Source organism: Streptomyces sp. NBC_00569 (genome assembly GCF_036345255.1).
Taxonomy (GTDB): domain Bacteria; phylum Actinomycetota; class Actinomycetes; order Streptomycetales; family Streptomycetaceae; genus Streptomyces.
The window spans coordinates 5,123,372-5,140,419 of the sequence record NZ_CP107783.1; the positions used below are offsets into that span (position 1 = coordinate 5,123,372).

General features: G+C 70.4%; 14 protein-coding genes. 5 read left to right on the plus strand and 9 right to left on the minus strand.

The window, feature by feature from the left end; genetic code table 11:
- Position 1 precedes the first annotated feature (1 nt).
- A complete protein-coding gene (locus tag OHO83_RS23045; protein ID WP_266672474.1) occupies positions 2 to 799 on the minus strand; it encodes a carbon-nitrogen family hydrolase in 798 nt (265 codons plus the stop codon).
- Between the two features lie 178 nt (positions 800 to 977).
- Here OHO83_RS23045 and OHO83_RS23050 point away from each other — a divergent pair, with 178 nt between their 5' ends.
- On the plus strand, positions 978 to 1,802 hold the full coding sequence (locus OHO83_RS23050; RefSeq protein WP_266672472.1) for a maleylpyruvate isomerase family mycothiol-dependent enzyme: 825 nt from the start codon (positions 978 to 980) through the stop codon (positions 1,800 to 1,802).
- A 226-nt stretch (positions 1,803 to 2,028) separates the two neighbouring features.
- Here OHO83_RS23050 and OHO83_RS23055 read toward each other — a convergent pair whose 3' ends face one another.
- Together OHO83_RS23055 and OHO83_RS23060 are read right to left on the minus strand one after the other, a co-directional pair.
- A complete protein-coding gene (locus tag OHO83_RS23055) occupies positions 2,029 to 3,336 on the minus strand; it encodes an MFS transporter (RefSeq protein WP_266672470.1) in 1,308 nt (435 codons plus the stop codon).
- Complete coding sequence (locus tag OHO83_RS23060) at positions 3,333 to 4,001, minus strand: GntR family transcriptional regulator (protein ID WP_266672468.1); 669 nt, start codon at positions 3,999 to 4,001, stop codon at positions 3,333 to 3,335. The genes OHO83_RS23055 and OHO83_RS23060 overlap by 4 nt, the downstream gene beginning before the upstream one ends.
- A 197-nt stretch (positions 4,002 to 4,198) precedes the next feature.
- Between OHO83_RS23060 and OHO83_RS23065 the strand changes: the two genes are divergently transcribed.
- Positions 4,199 to 5,092 (plus strand): D-alanyl-D-alanine carboxypeptidase family protein, encoded by an 894-nt coding sequence (locus OHO83_RS23065; protein ID WP_266672466.1) that lies wholly within the window; start codon positions 4,199 to 4,201, stop codon positions 5,090 to 5,092.
- A gap of 383 nt (positions 5,093 to 5,475) precedes the next feature.
- Here OHO83_RS23065 and OHO83_RS23070 read toward each other — a convergent pair whose 3' ends face one another.
- The 3 genes from OHO83_RS23070 to pdhA are packed head-to-tail and all read right to left on the minus strand — an operon-like array spanning position 5,476 to position 9,081.
- The gene (locus OHO83_RS23070; protein WP_266672464.1) at positions 5,476 to 6,885 is read right to left on the minus strand and encodes a dihydrolipoamide acetyltransferase family protein; all 1,410 of its coding nucleotides are present in this window, start codon (positions 6,883 to 6,885) and stop codon (positions 5,476 to 5,478) included.
- A gap of 10 nt (positions 6,886 to 6,895) precedes the next feature.
- The gene (locus OHO83_RS23075) at positions 6,896 to 7,876 is read right to left on the minus strand and encodes an alpha-ketoacid dehydrogenase subunit beta (protein WP_116512006.1); all 981 of its coding nucleotides are present in this window, start codon (positions 7,874 to 7,876) and stop codon (positions 6,896 to 6,898) included.
- 2 nt (positions 7,877 to 7,878) lie between these two features.
- Entirely contained in the window at positions 7,879 to 9,081 is a 1,203-nt protein-coding gene (pdhA, locus tag OHO83_RS23080; RefSeq protein ID WP_266672462.1) for a pyruvate dehydrogenase (acetyl-transferring) E1 component subunit alpha, read from the minus strand.
- 387 nt (positions 9,082 to 9,468) lie between these two features.
- On the opposite strand from pdhA, the gene OHO83_RS23085 reads away from it, so the two are divergent.
- Both OHO83_RS23085 and OHO83_RS23090 read left to right on the plus strand, forming a co-directional pair.
- Positions 9,469 to 10,131: a response regulator transcription factor gene (locus OHO83_RS23085; protein ID WP_329434547.1), complete on the plus strand. Its 663-nt coding sequence runs from the start codon at positions 9,469 to 9,471 to the stop codon at positions 10,129 to 10,131.
- Between the two features lie 307 nt (positions 10,132 to 10,438).
- Positions 10,439 to 11,449, plus strand: a complete 1,011-nt coding sequence (locus OHO83_RS23090) for a phosphotransferase (RefSeq protein ID WP_330279745.1) — start codon at positions 10,439 to 10,441, stop codon at positions 11,447 to 11,449.
- Between the two features lie 91 nt (positions 11,450 to 11,540).
- On the opposite strand, the gene OHO83_RS23095 is transcribed toward OHO83_RS23090, so the two are convergent.
- Positions 11,541 to 13,193 (minus strand): protein kinase domain-containing protein, encoded by a 1,653-nt coding sequence (locus OHO83_RS23095; protein WP_330279746.1) that lies wholly within the window; start codon positions 13,191 to 13,193, stop codon positions 11,541 to 11,543.
- 312 nt (positions 13,194 to 13,505) lie between these two features.
- On the opposite strand from OHO83_RS23095, the gene OHO83_RS23100 reads away from it, so the two are divergent.
- Positions 13,506 to 15,065: a protein kinase domain-containing protein gene (locus OHO83_RS23100; protein ID WP_330279747.1), complete on the plus strand. Its 1,560-nt coding sequence runs from the start codon at positions 13,506 to 13,508 to the stop codon at positions 15,063 to 15,065.
- Between the two features lie 144 nt (positions 15,066 to 15,209).
- On the opposite strand, the gene OHO83_RS23105 is transcribed toward OHO83_RS23100, so the two are convergent.
- Together OHO83_RS23105 and OHO83_RS23110 are read right to left on the minus strand one after the other, a co-directional pair.
- Positions 15,210 to 15,749: a bacterial proteasome activator family protein gene (locus OHO83_RS23105; RefSeq protein ID WP_116512020.1), complete on the minus strand. Its 540-nt coding sequence runs from the start codon at positions 15,747 to 15,749 to the stop codon at positions 15,210 to 15,212.
- 487 nt (positions 15,750 to 16,236) lie between these two features.
- Positions 16,237 to 17,031 carry a hypothetical protein gene (locus OHO83_RS23110; RefSeq protein ID WP_330279748.1) on the minus strand — a complete coding sequence of 265 codons (795 nt, stop codon included), beginning with the start codon at positions 17,029 to 17,031 and terminating at the stop codon, positions 16,237 to 16,239.
- Between the last annotated feature and the right edge of the window lie 17 nt (positions 17,032 to 17,048).

Sequence of the window (17,048 nt, forward strand, 5' to 3'; positions counted from 1 at the left end):
CTCACCGCCGAGGCGGCTCCAGCCCCAGTCGCCGGTCCTTGAGCGCCGGGAACCGCTCGCGGGTCGCGGCGACGCCCGCCGCGTCGAACTCGACGGTGAGGACCTCCTCGCCGGCGCCCGCCTCCGCGACGATCTGGCCCCACGGGTCGACGACGACGCTGTGTCCGGCCTGCGGCACACCCGCGTGCGTTCCGGCGGTGCCGCAGGCCAGTACGTACGCCTGGTTCTCGACGGCGCGCGCCTGGGCGAGCAGCGTCCAGTGCGCGCGGCGCCGCTCGGGCCAGCCGGCGGACACGAGGAGCGTCTCGGCGCCCCGGTCGACGAGGCCCCGGTACAGCTCGGGGAAGCGCAGGTCGTAGCAGGTGGTGACGCCGAGGACGGTTTCCGGCAGGCGTACGGTGACGAGCTCTTCGCCCGCGCCCATCAGCACGGCCTCGCCCTTGTCGAAGCCGAAGCGGTGGATCTTGCGGTAGGCGGCGGCGAGTTCGCCGTCCGGGGAGAAGACGAGCGCGGTGTTGTAGAGCGGCCCGTCCGGGTCGCGTTCGGGGATCGTGCCCGCGTGCAGCCAGACTCCGGCGTCGCTCGCGGCCTTCGCCATCGCCTCGTACGTCGGGCCCTCCAGGGGCTCCGCCTCGGCCGCGAAGGCCTCGTAGGCGAAGGCGCCGGTGGTCCACAGCTCCGGGAGGACGACGAGGTCGGCGGACCCGGCTTGATCCCGCACCATCGAAGCGGCGCGCAGCCGACGGGAATTGGGCGATTCGTCATCATCTACGTGGATCTGGATGAGCGAGGCGCGCACAGTACCACCGTCCTGGCATTCGAGCCGTCTACACAGGCCTACGATCGTCACACGAAAGCACTGCAGGGGTGCCTGCCAGCAGCGTACTGTGCATCTCCGGGGGTTCCCCCCGGACCCCCGCAGACGCGTTCCAAGACACCCACTGCCCGCGCCACAACCGCCCGAGGGGTCCCGTTCCGTGAGTCTCCACCCCAGTCTTCAGTCCTACGCCGATGCCTGGACCCATTCCATCGAAGCGATATCCGAGCTGGTGACGCCCCTGGTGGAGGGCGAATGGAACCGGGCCACGCCATGCCCCGGCTGGTCGGTGCGGGACATCGTGTCCCATGTCATCGGCCTCGACTGCGAGATGCTCGGCGACCCGCGGCCCATCCACACGCTGCCGCGCGACCTGTACCACGTACAGAACGAGCACCAGCGGTACATGGAGATGCAGGTCGACGTGCGGCGCCACCACACGGCGCCCGAGATGACGTCCGAGCTGGAGTACACGATCATCCGGCGCTCCCGGCAGCTGCGCAACGAGTCGCGTGAGCCGGGCGCGATGGTGCGCGGGCCGCTCGGCACGGAGGAGACCCTCGAATTCGCCATGCGCAAGCGGGCGTTCGACGTGTGGGTGCACGAGCAGGACCTGCGCGTGGCCGTCGGCCGGCCGGGCAACCTCGACTCGCCGGGCGCGTACGTCACGCGCGACATGCTGCTCGCCGTTCTGCCGAAGGTCGTCGCGAAGGACGCGTCCGCGCCCGCAAACTCGGCGGTGGTCTTCGATGTGCACGGGCCGGTCGAGTTCCTGCGCACGGTGCGTGTCGACGCGGACGGGCGCGGCACGATCGACGGCGCCCCGTCGCTGGGCCCGGCCGCGACGCTCTCCCTCGACTGGGAGACCTACGTCAAGCTGGCCTGCGGCCGTGTGACGCCCGACGCGGTGTCCGACCGGGTCAAGACGGAGGGCGACCTCGACCTCGCCCAGGCGATCCTGAACTCGCTGTCCACCACGCCGTAGCCCCTACGGGGGCCGGGGCGGCGGAGCGGACGGGCAAGGCCCCGGTGCCGGAGACGGCGACCGGGGCCCGTCGCTTACGTGGGTACGTCTCACGCGGGTCCGCCTCGCGCAAGTACGGCTCACGCAGCTACGCCGTACGCGGGTAGGGCTCAGGCGGAGCACGGCTCAGGACGGGTACGCCTCAGGCCGGTCACGTCTACGCGGAGAAGCCTCATGCAGGAACCGCTTACGCGGGCACGTGCACCGTCTCCACCCGGCTCGCCACCAGGCGCTCCCGCTCCCTGCGGTCCGCGCGCCGGCGCAGCCGCAGGATCTGGCTCACCCCGAGCGCCTCGAGGACGAACACCGCGGAGAACGCGATGCGGTAGTTGTCGCCGGTCGCATCCAGCAGAACCCCGACCGCGAACAGCGTCGTCATCGACGCGACGAACCCGCCCATGTTGACGATCCCGGACGCGGTCCCCTGCCGCTCCGGCGGGTTCGCCGGACGCGCGAAGTCGAACCCGATCATGGACGCGGGCCCGCACGCCCCGAGCACGACGCACAGCATGACGAGCAGCCACATCGGCGCGTGGTCCCCCGGGCAGGCGATCGTCACGGCCCACATCAGCGCCGTTCCGGCCACCGTGCCGAGCGCGAGCGGCAGCCGGGCCGTGTGGTGCCGGGCCACGATCTGCCCGTAGACGAGGCCGATCAGCATGTTGGACAGCACGACGAGGGTGAGCAGTTCACCGGCGGTCCCGCGCGAGAGGCCCTGCGCCTCGACCAGGAACGGCAGGCCCCACAGCAGCAGGAACACCATCGCCGGGAACTGCGTCGTGAAGTGGACCCACAGGCCGAGCCGTGTGCCCGGCTCGCGCCAGGACGCGAGGATCTGTCCGCGCACGAAGGCCCCGCCGGTGTGCCGCACGGGCTCCGGCTCGAAGCCTTCCGGATGGTCCTTGAGGAAGAGCAGCATCAGGACGAGTACGAGGACTCCGGCGAGCGCGCTGCCGGCGAACGCGGCTTCCCAGCCGACGCCGTGCAGCAGCCGCGCGATCACCAGGGTCGACACGAGGTTGCCGGCCATGCCGACGAGGCCCGCGAGCTGCGCGACCAGCGGCCCCCGCCGGGCGGGGAACCAGCGCGTGCCGAGCCGCAGCACGCTGATGAACGTCATCGCGTCGCCGCAGCCGAGCAGTGCGCGCGAGACGAGGGCCGTCCCGTACGAGGGCGAGAACGCGAAGCCGAGCTGGCCGATGGTGAAGAGGACGACGCCGATCGTCAGGACGCGCTTGGTGCCGAGCCGGTCGACCATCAGGCCGACGGGTATCTGCATGCCCGCGTACACGAGCAGCTGGAGGATCGAGAACGTGGACAGCGCCGAGGCGTTGATGTGGAAACGCTCGACGGCGTCGAGGCCCGCGACGCCCAGCGAGGTGCGGAAGATGACGGCGACGAAGTAGACGGCGACGCCGATGGACCAGACGCCCATGGCCCTGCGGCCGCCGGGCGGATCCCCGGGCAGTGACGCGGTGCCGGCGGAGCTGCTCATCGGACCTCGCCCCGCGCCAGGTTCGAGAACCAGCCGACGTGGCGGCGGACGACGGCGACGGCCGCCTCGGCGTCGCCCGCGCGCAGCGCGTCGAGGATCTCCTCGTGCTCGGTGAGCGTCTTGGCGATCCGGTCCGGGTGCGAGTGCATCACGGCGACACCCATTCTCAGCTGGCGGTCACGCAGCTGGTCGTAGAGGCGGGAGAGGATCGCGTTGCCTCCGCTGCGCACGATCTCGGCGTGGAAGCAGCGGTCGGTGCCGGCCGCGTCCGCGAACTCGCCCGCGGCGGCCTGGGTCTGCTGGAGCGAGAGCAGCTCCTCCAGGCGGGCGATCAGGCTCGCGGGCGCGGGGACCGCCTTGCGCACGGAGTGCTCCTCGACGAGGAGGCGGGTCTCGACGACGTCCGCGATCTCCTGCGCGGAGACGGCCAGGACCAGGGCGCCCTTCTTCGGGTAGAGCTTGATCAGCCCCTCGACCTCCAGCTTGAGCAGCGCCTCGCGCACCGGGGTGCGGGACACCCCTACGGCCTCGGCGAGCTCGCCCTCGGTGAGCAACGTCCCGCCCTCGTAGCGGCGTTCGAGGACACTGCGCTTGACGTGGTCGTAGACGCGGTCGGCCGCTGGTGGTCGCTTGACGGCGGTGGGGGACGGGGGCACGGGAGGCATGCGCACATCATAGATACAACACGTACGCATCGCCGGAGGCCGTCCAGGATGCGGACGCGACACCCCGAAACGGCGGGCGCCGCACTCTCGCCACAAATACTCTGCATCCCGGCACATCCATCCGGCGCGCCCATGAGTCTCTTCAGCGAGCGGCACCCTCATGTGGCCGCATTCCAGGGGCATTTGGAGCGTTCAACTTGAAAACCCGCATTAAGGGCATTCGCCGCGTATCCGCCGCCGCCACCGTGACCGCCGGTGCGGTCCTGGCGAGCGGGGTCTTCGCCACCTCCGCGCAGGCGGCCACGCTGCCCACCCCCACGATCGTCGCCAAGGGCGGCTACGTGATGAACAACGGGACCGGTACGAGCCTGTTCACCAAGGCCGCCGACACCCGCCGCTCCACCGGCTCCACCACCAAGATCATGACCGCGAAGGTCGTCCTGGCGCAGTCGAACCTGAACCTGGACTCCAAGGTCACGATCCAGAAGGCGTACAGCGACTACATCGTCGCGAAGAACGCGTCGTCGGCCCGCCTGATCGTCGGTGACAAGGTCACCGTCCGCCAGCTCCTGTACGGGCTCATGCTCCCGTCCGGCTGCGACGCCGCGTACGCCCTGGCCGACAAGTTCGGCTCCGGCAGCACGCGCGCCGCCCGCGTGAAGTCCTTCATCGGCAAGATGAACAAGGCCGCCACCGACATGAACCTGAAGAACACGCACTTCGACTCGTTCGACGGCATCGGCAGCGGCTCGAACTACTCGACGCCGCGCGACCTGACGAAGATCGCGTCCTCCGCGATGAAGAACTCCACGTTCCGCTCGGTCGTCAAGACGAAGTCGACGAAGCAGAAGGTCACCACGAAGAGCGGCGGCTACCGCTACATGTCGTGGTCCAACACGAACAACCTGCTCGGCAGCTACTCCGGCACCATCGGCGTGAAGACCGGCTCGGGCCCCGAGGCCAAGTACTGCCTGGTCTTCGCCGCCACCCGCAACGGCAAGACGGTCATCGGCACCGTCCTCGCCTCCTCCTCCGTCACGAACCGCACGGCGGACGCGAAGAAGCTCATGGACTACGGCTTCAAGAAGTAACCCCCAAAAGCGCATGACCGAAGGGCCCGCCGCATGCCGCGGCGGGCCCTTCGTCGCGCCGGACCCGGTCGTGGAACGCGTCGGCGCCGGTGTCGTCGTCCGCCGCTGTGGCGTCGACGGCGGTCCGAACCTGAGCGGTGCGCCTCCTGCGGCCACCGCCATCCGAGGTGCGCGCGCTGCGGGAGCCGGTCGCCCGTTCTCCGGGGTGCCGCCGTCGCCGGCGCGGGAGGCCGGCAGGAGAGCGGGAGCCACAGAGCATTGCGACAGTCACCCGCGGCGCAGCCGGAGGCGTCCCGTCGCGACGAGGTCTCCGGGTCTTTCCGTCGCGGCCCGAGAACGCCACACGGGGCCGTCCCCCTCAGGGACGGCCCCGTGCCGTTCGCTCACGCCCAGGTGATCAGCCGCTTGGGCTGTTCCAGGATCGCTGCCACATCCGCCAGTACCTTCGAGCCCAGCTCTCCGTCCACCAGGCGGTGATCGAAGGAGAGGGCCAGGGTGGTGACCTGACGGGGCTTCACCTTGCCCTTGTGGACCCAGGGCTGGAGCTTGATCGCGCCTACGGCGAGGATCGCGGACTCGCCCGGGTTCAGGATCGGGGTACCGGTGTCGACGCCGAAGACTCCGACGTTCGTGATCGTCACCGTGCCGCCCTGCATGGCGGCCGGCGACGTCTTGCCCTCGCGGGCCGTCGACACCAACTCACCCAGCGCCGTCGCCAGTTCGGGCAGGGTCTTGGCGTGCGCGTCCTTGATGTTCGGCACGATCAGACCGCGCGGAGTGGCGGCGGCGATGCCCAGATTCACGTAGTGCTTCCGGACGATCTCCTGGGAGGACTCGTCCCAGGAGGCACTGATCTCGGGGTTGCGCTTGATCGCGACGAGCAGGGCCTTGGCGATGAGCAGCAGCGGGTTGACCCGCAGCCCCTGCATCTCCTTGTCGGCCTTGAGCTCCTCGACGAGCTTCATCGTCCGCGTCACGTCGATCGTCACGAACTCCGTGACGTGCGGCGCGGTGAAGGCGGAGCCCACCATCGCGGCCGCGGTCGCCTTGCGTACGCCCTTGACGGGGATGCGGGTCTCGCGGACGCCGTCCTGGACGACGGCCGGCACGACGGTGGCCGGCTCCTGCAACTGCGCCTGTACCTGTACCTGCGCCTGCGTCACGACCGGCTCGGGAGCCGGAGCGACGGCCGCGTGCACGTCCTCGCGGGTGATGACGCCGCCAGGACCGGAGGGCGTGAGCGAGGCGAGGTCGACACCCAGATCCTTGGCCAGCTTGCGCACGGGGGGCTTGGCGAGCGGGCGCCCGTTGCCCTTCACCGGGGCTTCCGGCTCGGGGACGAGCGCGGGCGGCGTGACCTTCACGGGAGCCGCCACCACGTCGCCCTTGCGCGGGCGGCGCTTCGTCGACGCCTCGGAAACCCCGTACCCCACGAGCACCGGCTGCCGCCCCTGAGGCTCGGGCTCGGGCTCGGGCGCCGCGGGCTCCGGGACCGAAACGGCCGCGGGAGCGGCGGCCGCGGAGCCGGATCCGCCCGCGACGTCCACCGCGATGATCACCTGCCCCACATCCACCGTCGTCCCCTCGGGGAAGCGCAGCTCGCGCACCACACCGTTGAACGGGATCGGCAGCTCGACGGCCGCCTTCGCCGTCTCCACCTCGCACACGACCTGCCCGTCGGTGACCGCGTCACCGGGCTGGACGTACCACTTGAGGATCTCGGCCTCGGTGAGCCCCTCGCCCACGTCGGGCATCTTGAACTCGGCCAGCGCAGCGTCTGTCATCGTCGTCACGGCCCTCTCCTCAGTACGCCAGCGAGCGGTCGACGGCATCGAGCACCCGGTCGAGGCCCGGAAGGTACTCATCCTCGAGGCGCGCCGGCGGGTACGGCACGTGATAGCCGCCGACCCGCAGCACGGGCGCCTCCAGATGGTAGAAGCAGCGCTCGGTGATCCGCGCGGCGATCTCCGCGCCCGTACCGAGGAAGACCGGGGCCTCGTGCACCACGACGAGCCGGCGGGTCTTCTCGACGGACTTCTGCACCGCGTCGAAGTCGATCGGCGACATGGAGCGCAGGTCGAGGACCTCCAGGGACTTGCCCTCCTCCTGGGCGGCCGCGGCCACCTCCAGGCAGACCTTCACCATCGGCCCGTAGGCGACGAGCGTCAGATCCGTGCCCTCGCGCACCGTGCGGGCGCCGTGCAGGGGCCCGGGGATCGCCTCGGTGTCGACCTCGCCCTTGTCCCAGTAACGCCGCTTCGGCTCGAAGAAGATCACCGGGTCGTCGCTCTGGATGGCCTGCTGCATCATCCAGTACGCGTCCGACGAGTTCGACGGGGAGACCACCTTCAGGCCCGCCACGTGCGCGAACAGCGCCTCCGGCGACTCCGAGTGGTGCTCGACCGCGCCGATGCCGCCGCCGTACGGGATCCGCACGACGACCGGCAGCTTGATCTTGCCGAGCGCGCGGGCGTGCATCTTCGCGAGCTGCGTGACGATCTGGTCGTACGCGGGGAAGACGAAACCGTCGAACTGGATCTCCACGACCGGCCGGTACCCGCGCAGCGCGAGGCCGATGGCCGTGCCCACGATGCCGGACTCGGCGAGCGGGGTGTCGATGACCCGGTCCTCGCCGAAGTCCTTCTGCAGCCCGTCCGTGACACGGAAGACGCCGCCGAGCTTGCCGACGTCCTCGCCCATGATGAGGACCTTGGGGTCGGTGTCGAGGGCCGTGCGCAGCGACTCGTTGATCGCCTTGGCAAGCGGAAGCTTCTGTACCGCCATGATCAGTTGCCTCCTGAGCCCGCGACGACGTCGCTGTCGGATTCCGTGGCGAACGACGCCTGGTAGGCGGCGAACTGGGCACGCTCCTCGTCGACGAGCGAGTGCCCGTCCGCGTACGCGTTCTCGAAGATGGCCATCCGGTCCGGGTCCGGCATGGCCCGCACGACCTCGCGTACTCGAAGACCCAACGCTTCGCTCTCGGCCTCGAGTTCCGCGAAGAATCCCTCGTCCGTGTCAGTTTCGGACTCGAGATACGAGCGCAGGCGCAGGATCGGGTCCTTCGCCTCCCACGCCTCGCGCTCCTCGTCGGCCCGGTACTTCGACGGGTCGTCGGAGGTGGTGTGCGCGCCCATGCGGTACGTGAACGCCTCGACCAGCGTCGGCCCCTCGCCCCTGCGGGCCCGCTCCAGGGCCCACTTGGTGACGGCCAGGCAGGCCAGCACGTCGTTGCCGTCGACGCGGACGCCGGGGAAGCCGTAGCCCTGCGCGCGCTGGTAGAGCGGCACCCGGGTCTGCTTCTCGGTCGGCTCCGAGATCGCCCACTGGTTGTTCTGGCAGAAGAACACGACGGGCGCGTTGTAGACCGCGGAGAACGTGAACGACTCGGCGACGTCGCCCTGGCTGGAGGCGCCGTCACCGAAGTACGCGATCACCGCGCTGTCCGCGCCGTCCTTGGCGACGCCCATGGCGTAGCCCGTGGCGTGCAGCGTCTGCGAGCCGATGACGATCGTGTACAGGTGGAAGTTGTTGCTGTTCGGGTCCCAGCCGCCGTTGTTCACGCCACGGAACATGCCGAGCAGGTTCGTCGGGTCGACGCCCCTGCACCAGGCGACGCCGTGCTCGCGGTAGGTGGGGAAGACGTAGTCGTCGTCGCGCGTGGCGCGGCCCGAGCCGATCTGCGCGGCCTCCTGGCCGAGCAGCGAGGCCCACAGGCCCAGCTCGCCCTGTCGCTGCAGCGACGTGGCCTCCGCGTCGAAGCGGCGGGTGAGGACCATGTCGCGGTACAGACCGCGCAGCTCGTCGGCCGTGATGTCCTCGACGAACGCGGCGTACTCGGCGTGCGCGGGGTCCTCCACGCGCCGGCCCTCGGGGCTCAACAGCTGAACGAGGTCGGGCGCTCCCGCCCCCGGGGACTTCTTCGCAGACTTTTTCGCAGCGGTGCGCTTGCGCGGCGTACGCGCGGCGGCAGTGCTGTCCACGGTCACGTGTGCTCCTCCGTCGGTCCGGCCCCCGGGTTCGCCGGGAAAGCCTGGGGGTCTCCCCCCGGCCTTGAGGGCCTGGGGGAGGCTCGCCTGATCCGTCCTGCGCACGGGGTGGGTGCGACTCGGCCGGGTAAAGGCGTGACAGGTGTCCCGGCGAGCGCCCTGCACCATGCACGTTACCCAGTGCCCCACATATCTGCGAAACCCCATCTGACCTGCGATTTTGCTTGGATATCCAAGTAAATCGAGCAACTGCGGAACAGTCGCTGGTCAGACGCGGTCGAAGCACCGTTCGGAGCACTGGTCACAAGCCTGGCAGGCGGCCGGAACACGGGCACGTTATCCCGGTCACCTCGGGCACGGGAAGAGCCAGTATGTGAGACTGGCCGCGTGCCCGAAGACGGAAAAATACGCGTATTTCTACTCGATGACCACGAAGTCGTACGCCGTGGTGTGCACGAGTTGCTCTCCACGGAGGAGGACATCGAAGTCGTCGGAGAGGCCGGCACGGCCGCCGACGCCATGGTCCGCATCCCCGCCACGCGTCCCGATGTCGCCGTCCTCGATGTGCGGCTCCCCGACGGCAGCGGCGTCGAGGTGTGCCGCGAGATCCGCTCCCAGGACGAGTCGGTCAAGTGCCTGATGCTGACCTCGTTCGCCGACGACGAGGCACTCTTCGACGCGATCATGGCGGGCGCCTCCGGCTACGTACTGAAGGCCATCAGGGGGAACGAACTCCTGAGCGCGGTCCGTGACGTCGCCGCCGGGAAGTCCCTGCTCGATCCCGTCGCCACCGCCCGCGTCCTCGAAAGGCTCCGCGACGGCGGCCGCGGCAAGGAGGACGACCGGCTCGCGAACCTGACCGACCAGGAGCGCAAGATCCTCGACCTGATCGGCGAGGGCCTGACCAACCGGGTCATCGGCGAGCGCCTTCACCTCGCCGAGAAAACGATCAAGAATTACGTGTCCAGCCTGCTGTCGAAACTGGGCATGAAACGCCGCTCGCAGGCCGCCGCATATGTGGCACGACTGCAGGCCGAGAAGCGCCACTGAATTCGGGACCTATGCCCCTTTCACCAGGGCCGGGGTCTCTTTCACGGGGCACTTCCCGAGGCGCACCGTGGAAGCATGACCTTCGAATTCCAGGAGACCGCGCCGGGGAAAAGCGCGCCGTCGAGCCGACCTCTTCGGCCCCGCCCCCCGCTTCGCCGACGGGGAGCCCTGCGACCCCGTCCATCTGCGGATCGAGCCCCAGTTCGTCACCGTTGCACGAGCTGACGGCCGGCGCCCGTCATCCGAAGCGGCCCTTTCACCACGTTCTGTAGCCGCCGACTACCCAGGGTGCCCTAACATCTGGCGCGTGCCGCGCTCATCTGCTCACTCAGCCCCACCGCTCCACGCCCTGCTGCGGCAGTACGACGCCGGCTCACCGCTGGCCTGCGAACCCGTCGACCAGGGCCTGCTCAACCGCGGCTACCGGCTCGCCACCACGCGCGGCAGCTACTTCCTCAAGCACCACTTCGACCCGGAGACCGCAGCCCCGGCCGCCATCGCCCGCCAGCACCGCGCCACCGAACGCCTGGCCGCACTCGGCGTCCCCGTCGCCCCGCCCCTGCCCGCCGCCGACGGCCGCACCGTCACCGTCGTCAGAGGCGCCAGCTACGCCCTGCACCCCTGGGTCGAGGGCCGCCACCGCAGCGGCGCCCAGCTCACGGCGGCCCAGTGCCGCACGCTCGGGGCGCTCCTGGGACTCGTACACGCCTGTCTGGAGCAGGTCATGGGGGCCGCTCCCGCGCGCGGGCGGGCCAGCGCCGATCCCGCGGACACTCTTGAGCTCATCGACACGCTGCTGGCGCGGGTGCGCCGCCATCGGCCGCACGACGCGTTCGACGAACTGGCGCGGCACCGCCTCGTGGAACGCCGCGGACTCCTGGAGTCCTGTGCGGGGCGCCGCCCTCCGCAGGCCTCGGCGACCGGCTGGGTGCACGGGGACTTCCACCCGTTCAACCTGCTCTACCGCGGAGGCGTACCGGCCGCGATCGTCGACTGGGACCGGCTCGGGGTGCAGCCGCGCGCCGAGGAGGCCGTACGCGCCGCCGTGATCTTCTTCGTGCGCCCCGTCGGCACCCTCGACCTGCCGAAGGTGCGGGCCTACGCGCGCGCGTACCGCCGCGCCTCCGGCGCCGGGGCGGACGAACTCGCGGCCGCCGTCCACCGCGTGTGGTGGGAGCGGCTCAACGACTTCTGGATGCTGCGCTGGCGCTACGAACGCGGCGACCACCGCGCCGACCCCCAGTTCCCCGCGGCGTCGGCGCTCGCCGTGTGGTGGACGAAGGAGTACGGGGCGGTGCGCGACGCGTTCGCGGAGTGACCGGCCGCCCGTGAGCCGGGGCGGCGGATCGGTCGAGGCAGGCGGATCGGTCAGGTCTGCCAGATCGGTCGGATCAGCCGGATCGGTCGGGTCAGCCCGTCGCCGGGTCGCCCGTGGAGACCTGGAGCTGGATCGACTCGGGGTTCTTCGGGTCGATCTCCGTGCGCGCCTTGGGGTACTGCACGATGACCGTGCCCTCACCGAAGGTGTTCTCGTCGACGTCCCTGATGTCGAACTTCCAACCGGCGGCCTGCAGACAGGCCTTGACCGACTTGATGTTCTTGTACGTGAAGTCCGGGAGCATGACCTTGTCCGGGTCGTTGTAACCCGTGTCAGGCTCCTTGCACTCGTCTTCTTCGATCGTCTTCGTCAGATCGGGACCCTTGTGACCGGCGACGACCGACGGCGACTTCTTCGCGTCGCCGCCGTCCTTCTCGTCATTGCCGTTCATCGTCAGGGCCGTGATCAGACCGCCGACCGCGATCAGCGCGACGACGACCGACCCGACGATCACCCCGGTGTTCCGCTTGCCGCCACCGCCACCGGAGACCGCCGAACTCGGCGTCGTCTGGGGCGAGATGGTGTACGGCGGAGGCGTCTGCTGGTGCATCGGCTGGTGCTGCTGGTGCTGGTGCTGCTGAGGCGCGTACGGAGAGGTGGGCGGCGGGGTCTGGTAGCCCTGCTGCGGATATCCGTAGCCCGGAGTGGCCGGCGCCGGCGTCCCGTAGGGGCCCGGCTGGTACGGCGTCTGCACCGGGCCGGTCGGCGCGGCCGTCGACTGGTCGACCGGCGGGAACACCGCGGAACCGACCCCCGCGCCGCTGGACGTCTGCGCGCCCGGCACGATGCTGGGCGCCGCGACCTGCAGCGACTGGGCGACCCGCAGGCACTCGTCGCGCATCGCCTCGGCGCTCGGGAAGCGCTCGTTCGGGTTCTTCTTCAGCGCGCGGGCGACCAGCGCGTCCACGGCCGGGGGCACCGACCGGTTGATCGAGGAAGGAGCCACCGGCTCCTCCTGGACGTGCGCATACGCTATGGCCAGCGGCGAGTCCGCCTCGAACGGCAGCCGCCCGGTGACCAGTTGGAACAGCATGATGCCGACCGAGTACAGGTCGGAGCGGGCGTCCACGCCACGGCCCAGGGCCTGCTCGGGCGAAAGGTACTGAGGGGTACCGACGACCATGCCGGTCTGCGTCATCGACGTGACACCGGACTGCATGGCGCGGGCGATACCGAAGTCCATGACCTTGACGACGTTCCGCTTCGTCATCATGACGTTGCCCGGCTTGATGTCGCGGTGGACCAGACCCATCTCGTGGCTGATCTCGAGCGCCGCGAGCACATCGGCCGTGATCTTCAGGGCCTTGTCGGTCGGCATCGCGCCGTAGTGCGCGACGTCCGCGTCGAGCACGGAGCCGAGGGGCTGGCCCTCGACGTACTCCATGACGATGTACGGAGTGGTCATCCCGTCGAGGTCGTCCTCGCCGGTGTCGAAGACCGAGACGATGTTCGTGTGCGTGAGCTTCGCCACGGACTGGGCCTCACGGCGGAAGCGCTCACGGAACGCCTGCTCGCGCCCGAGTTCGGTGTGCAGCGTCTTGATCGCCACCTGGCGGTCGAGCACCGTGTCGTACGCGAGGTGGACCGAGGCCATGCCGCCCTCGCCGAGCAGATCACGCAGCTGGTAGCGACCGCCGGCGACGGCACGCCCTGCGTACCGGCCTTGTGCGCCGTCCTGGCTCATGTTTCTACGTCCCCCATCGGCGCGGCCGGTGATCGATTGCCACTATTCCCGGCCAAGTCTGCCCCGTGGCACTGACACGTCAAGCTCGGTGCCCGTTCCGTGACCGTACGGGCAAGAAGCGTCGCGGAAGCGTTACAGGAACCGCCCAGACGATTTGCATCGCATTGCCCGCAGAAGGTTTGATGGCCGGTCCATCTCGGAACGGGGCGCCGGGCGAAGCCTGTAGCGTGGCCCGACGGAGACCGTGACGACCACCGCGCGTACATCCGACAGTGCGGACACGAACGCGGACAGAAACGACGGCGAGGACTGATGGCACAGACGCAGCGCGCTCAGGGCCCGTCCGACCCCGAGGCGGCTGGCGGCGGTATGTCAGATGCGCCGGAGTTGTGGGGAAACGGCGGGCTGGTCGGCGACGGCAGGTACCGGCTGACCCACAGACTCGGCCGGGGCGGCATGGCGGAAGTCTTCGCGGCGGAGGACGTCCGGCTCGGACGCACCGTCGCGGTCAAGCTCCTGCGCTCCGACCTTGCCGAGGACCCGGTCTCCAAGGCCCGCTTCACGCGTGAGGCCCAGTCGGTCGCAGGCCTCAACCACCACGCCGTCGTCGCCGTGTACGACTCCGGCGAGGACGCCGTCGGCCACTCGGTCGTCCCCTACATCGTGATGGAGATCGTCGAGGGCCGCACGATCCGCGACCTCCTCCTGAACGCCGAGGCGCCCGGACCCGAGCAGGCCCTGATCATCGTCTCCGGTGTCCTGGAGGCCCTCGCCTACTCGCACCAGCACGGCATCGTGCACCGCGACATCAAGCCGGCGAACGTGATCATCACCAACACCGGTGCGGTGAAGGTGATGGACTTCGGCATCGCGCGCGCCCTGCACGGCGCGCAGTCGACCATGACGCAGACCGGCATGGTCATGGGCACGCCCCAGTACCTGTCGCCCGAGCAGGCCCTCGGCAAGGCCGTCGACCACCGCTCCGACCTGTACGCGACCGGCTGCCTGCTCTACGAACTCCTCGCGCTGCGGCCCCCGTTCACCGGCGAGACCCCGCTGTCCGTCGTCTACCAGCACGTCCAGGACACCCCGGTGCCGCCCTCCGAGGTCTCGGACGTGGCGCCGCCGGAGCTCGACGGACTCGTCATGCGCTCGCTGGCCAAGGACCCGGACGACCGGTTCCAGACCGCCGAGGAGATGCGCGGCCTCGTCCAGTACGGGCTGCAGATGCTGTACGACCAGGGCGGCCACACCAACACCTGGAACACCGGTCCGGTCGCCGCCGACATGCACAGCGGCGGCAACACCCCGGCCATGGGCGTCGCGGGCACCACGGCGCTGCCGCACCCGACGGACGGCGGCACGGCGGCCCAGCCGATGCTGCGGCCCCCGGGCAGCGACGACGGCGGCTTCGACGGCGGGCACCGCTCAGGCGGCGGCAACGGCCGCGGCAAGATGTGGATCCTCGCGGTCCTCGCCGTGATCGCCATCGCGGGCGGCGCGGCCTGGGCGATGACTCGCGGCGGCGATCACGGCGGCGGCACCGGCACCACCCAGTCGCCCACGCAGTCGCACTCCCAGAAGGAGAAGGAGCCCAGCCAGGGCTCCGACGACACGGCCACCGAGGGCGACACGACGGACCCGGGCGCCGGGACCGGCGGGGACACCGACTACTCGCCGTCGGAAGAACCCAGCACGGGTGACGTCACGCCCTCCGACAGCGCGCCCGAGCCGAGCGACGAACCGTCCGAGCCGACGCCGTCCAAGAGCCAGCCCACTTCGCAGAAGCCGCCGTCCTCGGACCCGGCCTCCCCGCCGGTGGAGACGCCGTCCGACAACCCCGGCACGGTGGAGGGGCCTGACGGCCTCTGAGCCGACCCGCTCGACAGACAGCAAACGGCGGCGCCCGGCGGTCATCGTGACCGGCCGGGCGCCGCCGTTTCCAGTTCTGTTGCTGAGCCGTGTGTGATCCCCGGGTCCGGGGTGGGATGCCCGGACCTCCAGGTGTCCCGCGCCCTACAGGTACGGGCCTCCGGAGCGGCCGGCCACCCGCGGGTCGTCGCCGTCCTCTCCGCCCACGCCGGGCGGCAGCGCGCGGCGCATCTGCTCCAACTGGGCCCGCGCGGCCATCTGCTGCGCGAACAGTGTCGTCTGGATCCCGTGGAAGAGTCCCTCGAGCCAGCCCACCAACTGGGCCTGCGCGATCCGCAGTTCGGCGTCGCTCGGGATCACCTCGTCGGTGAACGGCAGCGAGAGACGCTCCAGCTCCTCGACGAGCTCCGGCGCGAGACCGTCCTCGAGCTCCTTCACGGAGCTGGCATGGATCTCCTTGAGCCGCACCCGGCTCGCCTCGTCCAGAGGAGCCGCCCGCACCTCCTCGAGCAGTTGCTTGATCATGCTGCCGATGCGCATCACCTTGGCGGGCTGTTCCACCATCTCCGTCACCGGGACCTCGCGGGAGTCGTCGTCTCCACCGCCACCGAGCGCCATTCCGTCCTGGCCCACGACCAGGACCTGGGGGCTCTCCGGCGACCTTTCGTTCCTCGGCATCTCCATGCCGCCATTCTCTCGTACCGCACCATCACACCTGGGTAGTGCCCCCATACGAGGGTGATCCACCGTGTTCGGGCGTACTCCCACCGTGAGCGACGGAGTTCCCGGCGGGTACGGGCCTGAGCGAGGGCGGCGGCGGTTTGCGGGGCGGGCGGGGCGACGAACGCGGGCCACGGGCCGGCCGTGACGGACGGCCTCGGGCTTGGGAGGAGCGGAGGGCGTGGGTCTTGGGGTCGTGGGTCTTGGGGTCGTGGGTCTTGGGGTCGTGGGTCTTGGGGTCGTGGGTCTTGGGGTCGTGGGTCTTGGGGTCGTGTGTCGAGGCGGCGTATGTCATGGGCGGCGCGTATGTCATGGGCAGCAGCGATTCCGGATTCGGGGCGGATTTCATGGGCAGCACGTACGGGCGGATTTCATCGCCGGCACATACGTCATGGGCGGCATGGGCGGCGCGGATTTCATGGGCGGCGCGTATCCCATGGGCGGCAGCGATTCATGTGCGGCGCAGGCGCAGGGCCAGGAATCCGACGCCGAGGCCGACCAGGACGAGGCCGGAGCCCAGCGGCAGGATGCCCACGCCAGGGATCACGGGTTCGGCAGCGGTCTGCCGCGGGGTGCGGTCGGCGTTGTCCGCGGGGATGCCTGTGGGCCGGACCGACGGCTGGACCTGCTGCTCGTCGGGGTCTTCCTCCCACGACTGCGGATCTTCCGGGGGCACGGGTATCGCGGCGTCGGCCGAGCGGGTGCGCGACGGATCCGCCGAGGGAGCGTGGGACCGCTTCGGCGCGTCCTCGGACGCGGACGCAGAGACGGAGGTGGAGGTGAAGGTGGAGGTGGAGTGGCTTTTCCGGACGGACTGACCCTTGCGTGAGGGGTCCGCGGAGGCGGCCTTCGGGTGGGCGCGGGAGGCGCTGGGCCTTTTGGGGGAGGCACTGGCCGAGGCCGAGGGCTTCTTGGTGGCGAGCGCGGACGGTTCCGTCGCGGAGGGCTCGTGGCTCGGCCGGTGCGTGGGCGGGGACTCTTCGGGACGGTCGCGGTCCGGCGACTTCGACCCGGCCCGCCCCGGCGGCGTACGGCCCTCGCCAGGGAGGCTGCCGGCCTGCGCCTCGTCGTCGGCAGAGGCGGGGGCGCGCGTGGGCGAGGGTTCGGCGGCGTACGCGTAGCTGCCGGTGGTGGCCGGTCCGGAGAGGAGGGCCAGGAACAGCAGTGGCCACAGCATCGGCGGCAGCGGCAGCGGCAGCGACAGCGGCAGCGGGCGGCTGGTGGTGGTGCGGAGGCGAGGAGTCATTCCGCGCGCCCCTCCCG

What these genes read in the sequence shown, in the direction of transcription:
- OHO83_RS23060 (WP_266672468.1), bottom strand. Translation starts at nt 4,001, where the DNA reads ATGCCTCCCGTGCCCCCGTCCCCCACCGCCGTCAAGCGACCACCAGCG.
- OHO83_RS23055 (WP_266672470.1), bottom strand. Translation starts at nt 3,336, where the DNA reads ATGAGCAGCTCCGCCGGCACCGCGTCACTGCCCGGGGATCCGCCCGGC.
- OHO83_RS23075 (WP_116512006.1), bottom strand. Translation starts at nt 7,876, where the DNA reads ATGGCGGTACAGAAGCTTCCGCTTGCCAAGGCGATCAACGAGTCGCTG.
- OHO83_RS23095 (WP_330279746.1), bottom strand. Translation starts at nt 13,193, where the DNA reads ATGAGCCAGGACGGCGCACAAGGCCGGTACGCAGGGCGTGCCGTCGCC.
- OHO83_RS23100 (WP_330279747.1), top strand. Translation starts at nt 13,506, where the DNA reads ATGGCACAGACGCAGCGCGCTCAGGGCCCGTCCGACCCCGAGGCGGCT.
- OHO83_RS23105 (WP_116512020.1), bottom strand. Translation starts at nt 15,749, where the DNA reads ATGGAGATGCCGAGGAACGAAAGGTCGCCGGAGAGCCCCCAGGTCCTG.
- OHO83_RS23110 (WP_330279748.1), bottom strand. Translation starts at nt 17,031, where the DNA reads ATGACTCCTCGCCTCCGCACCACCACCAGCCGCCCGCTGCCGCTGTCG.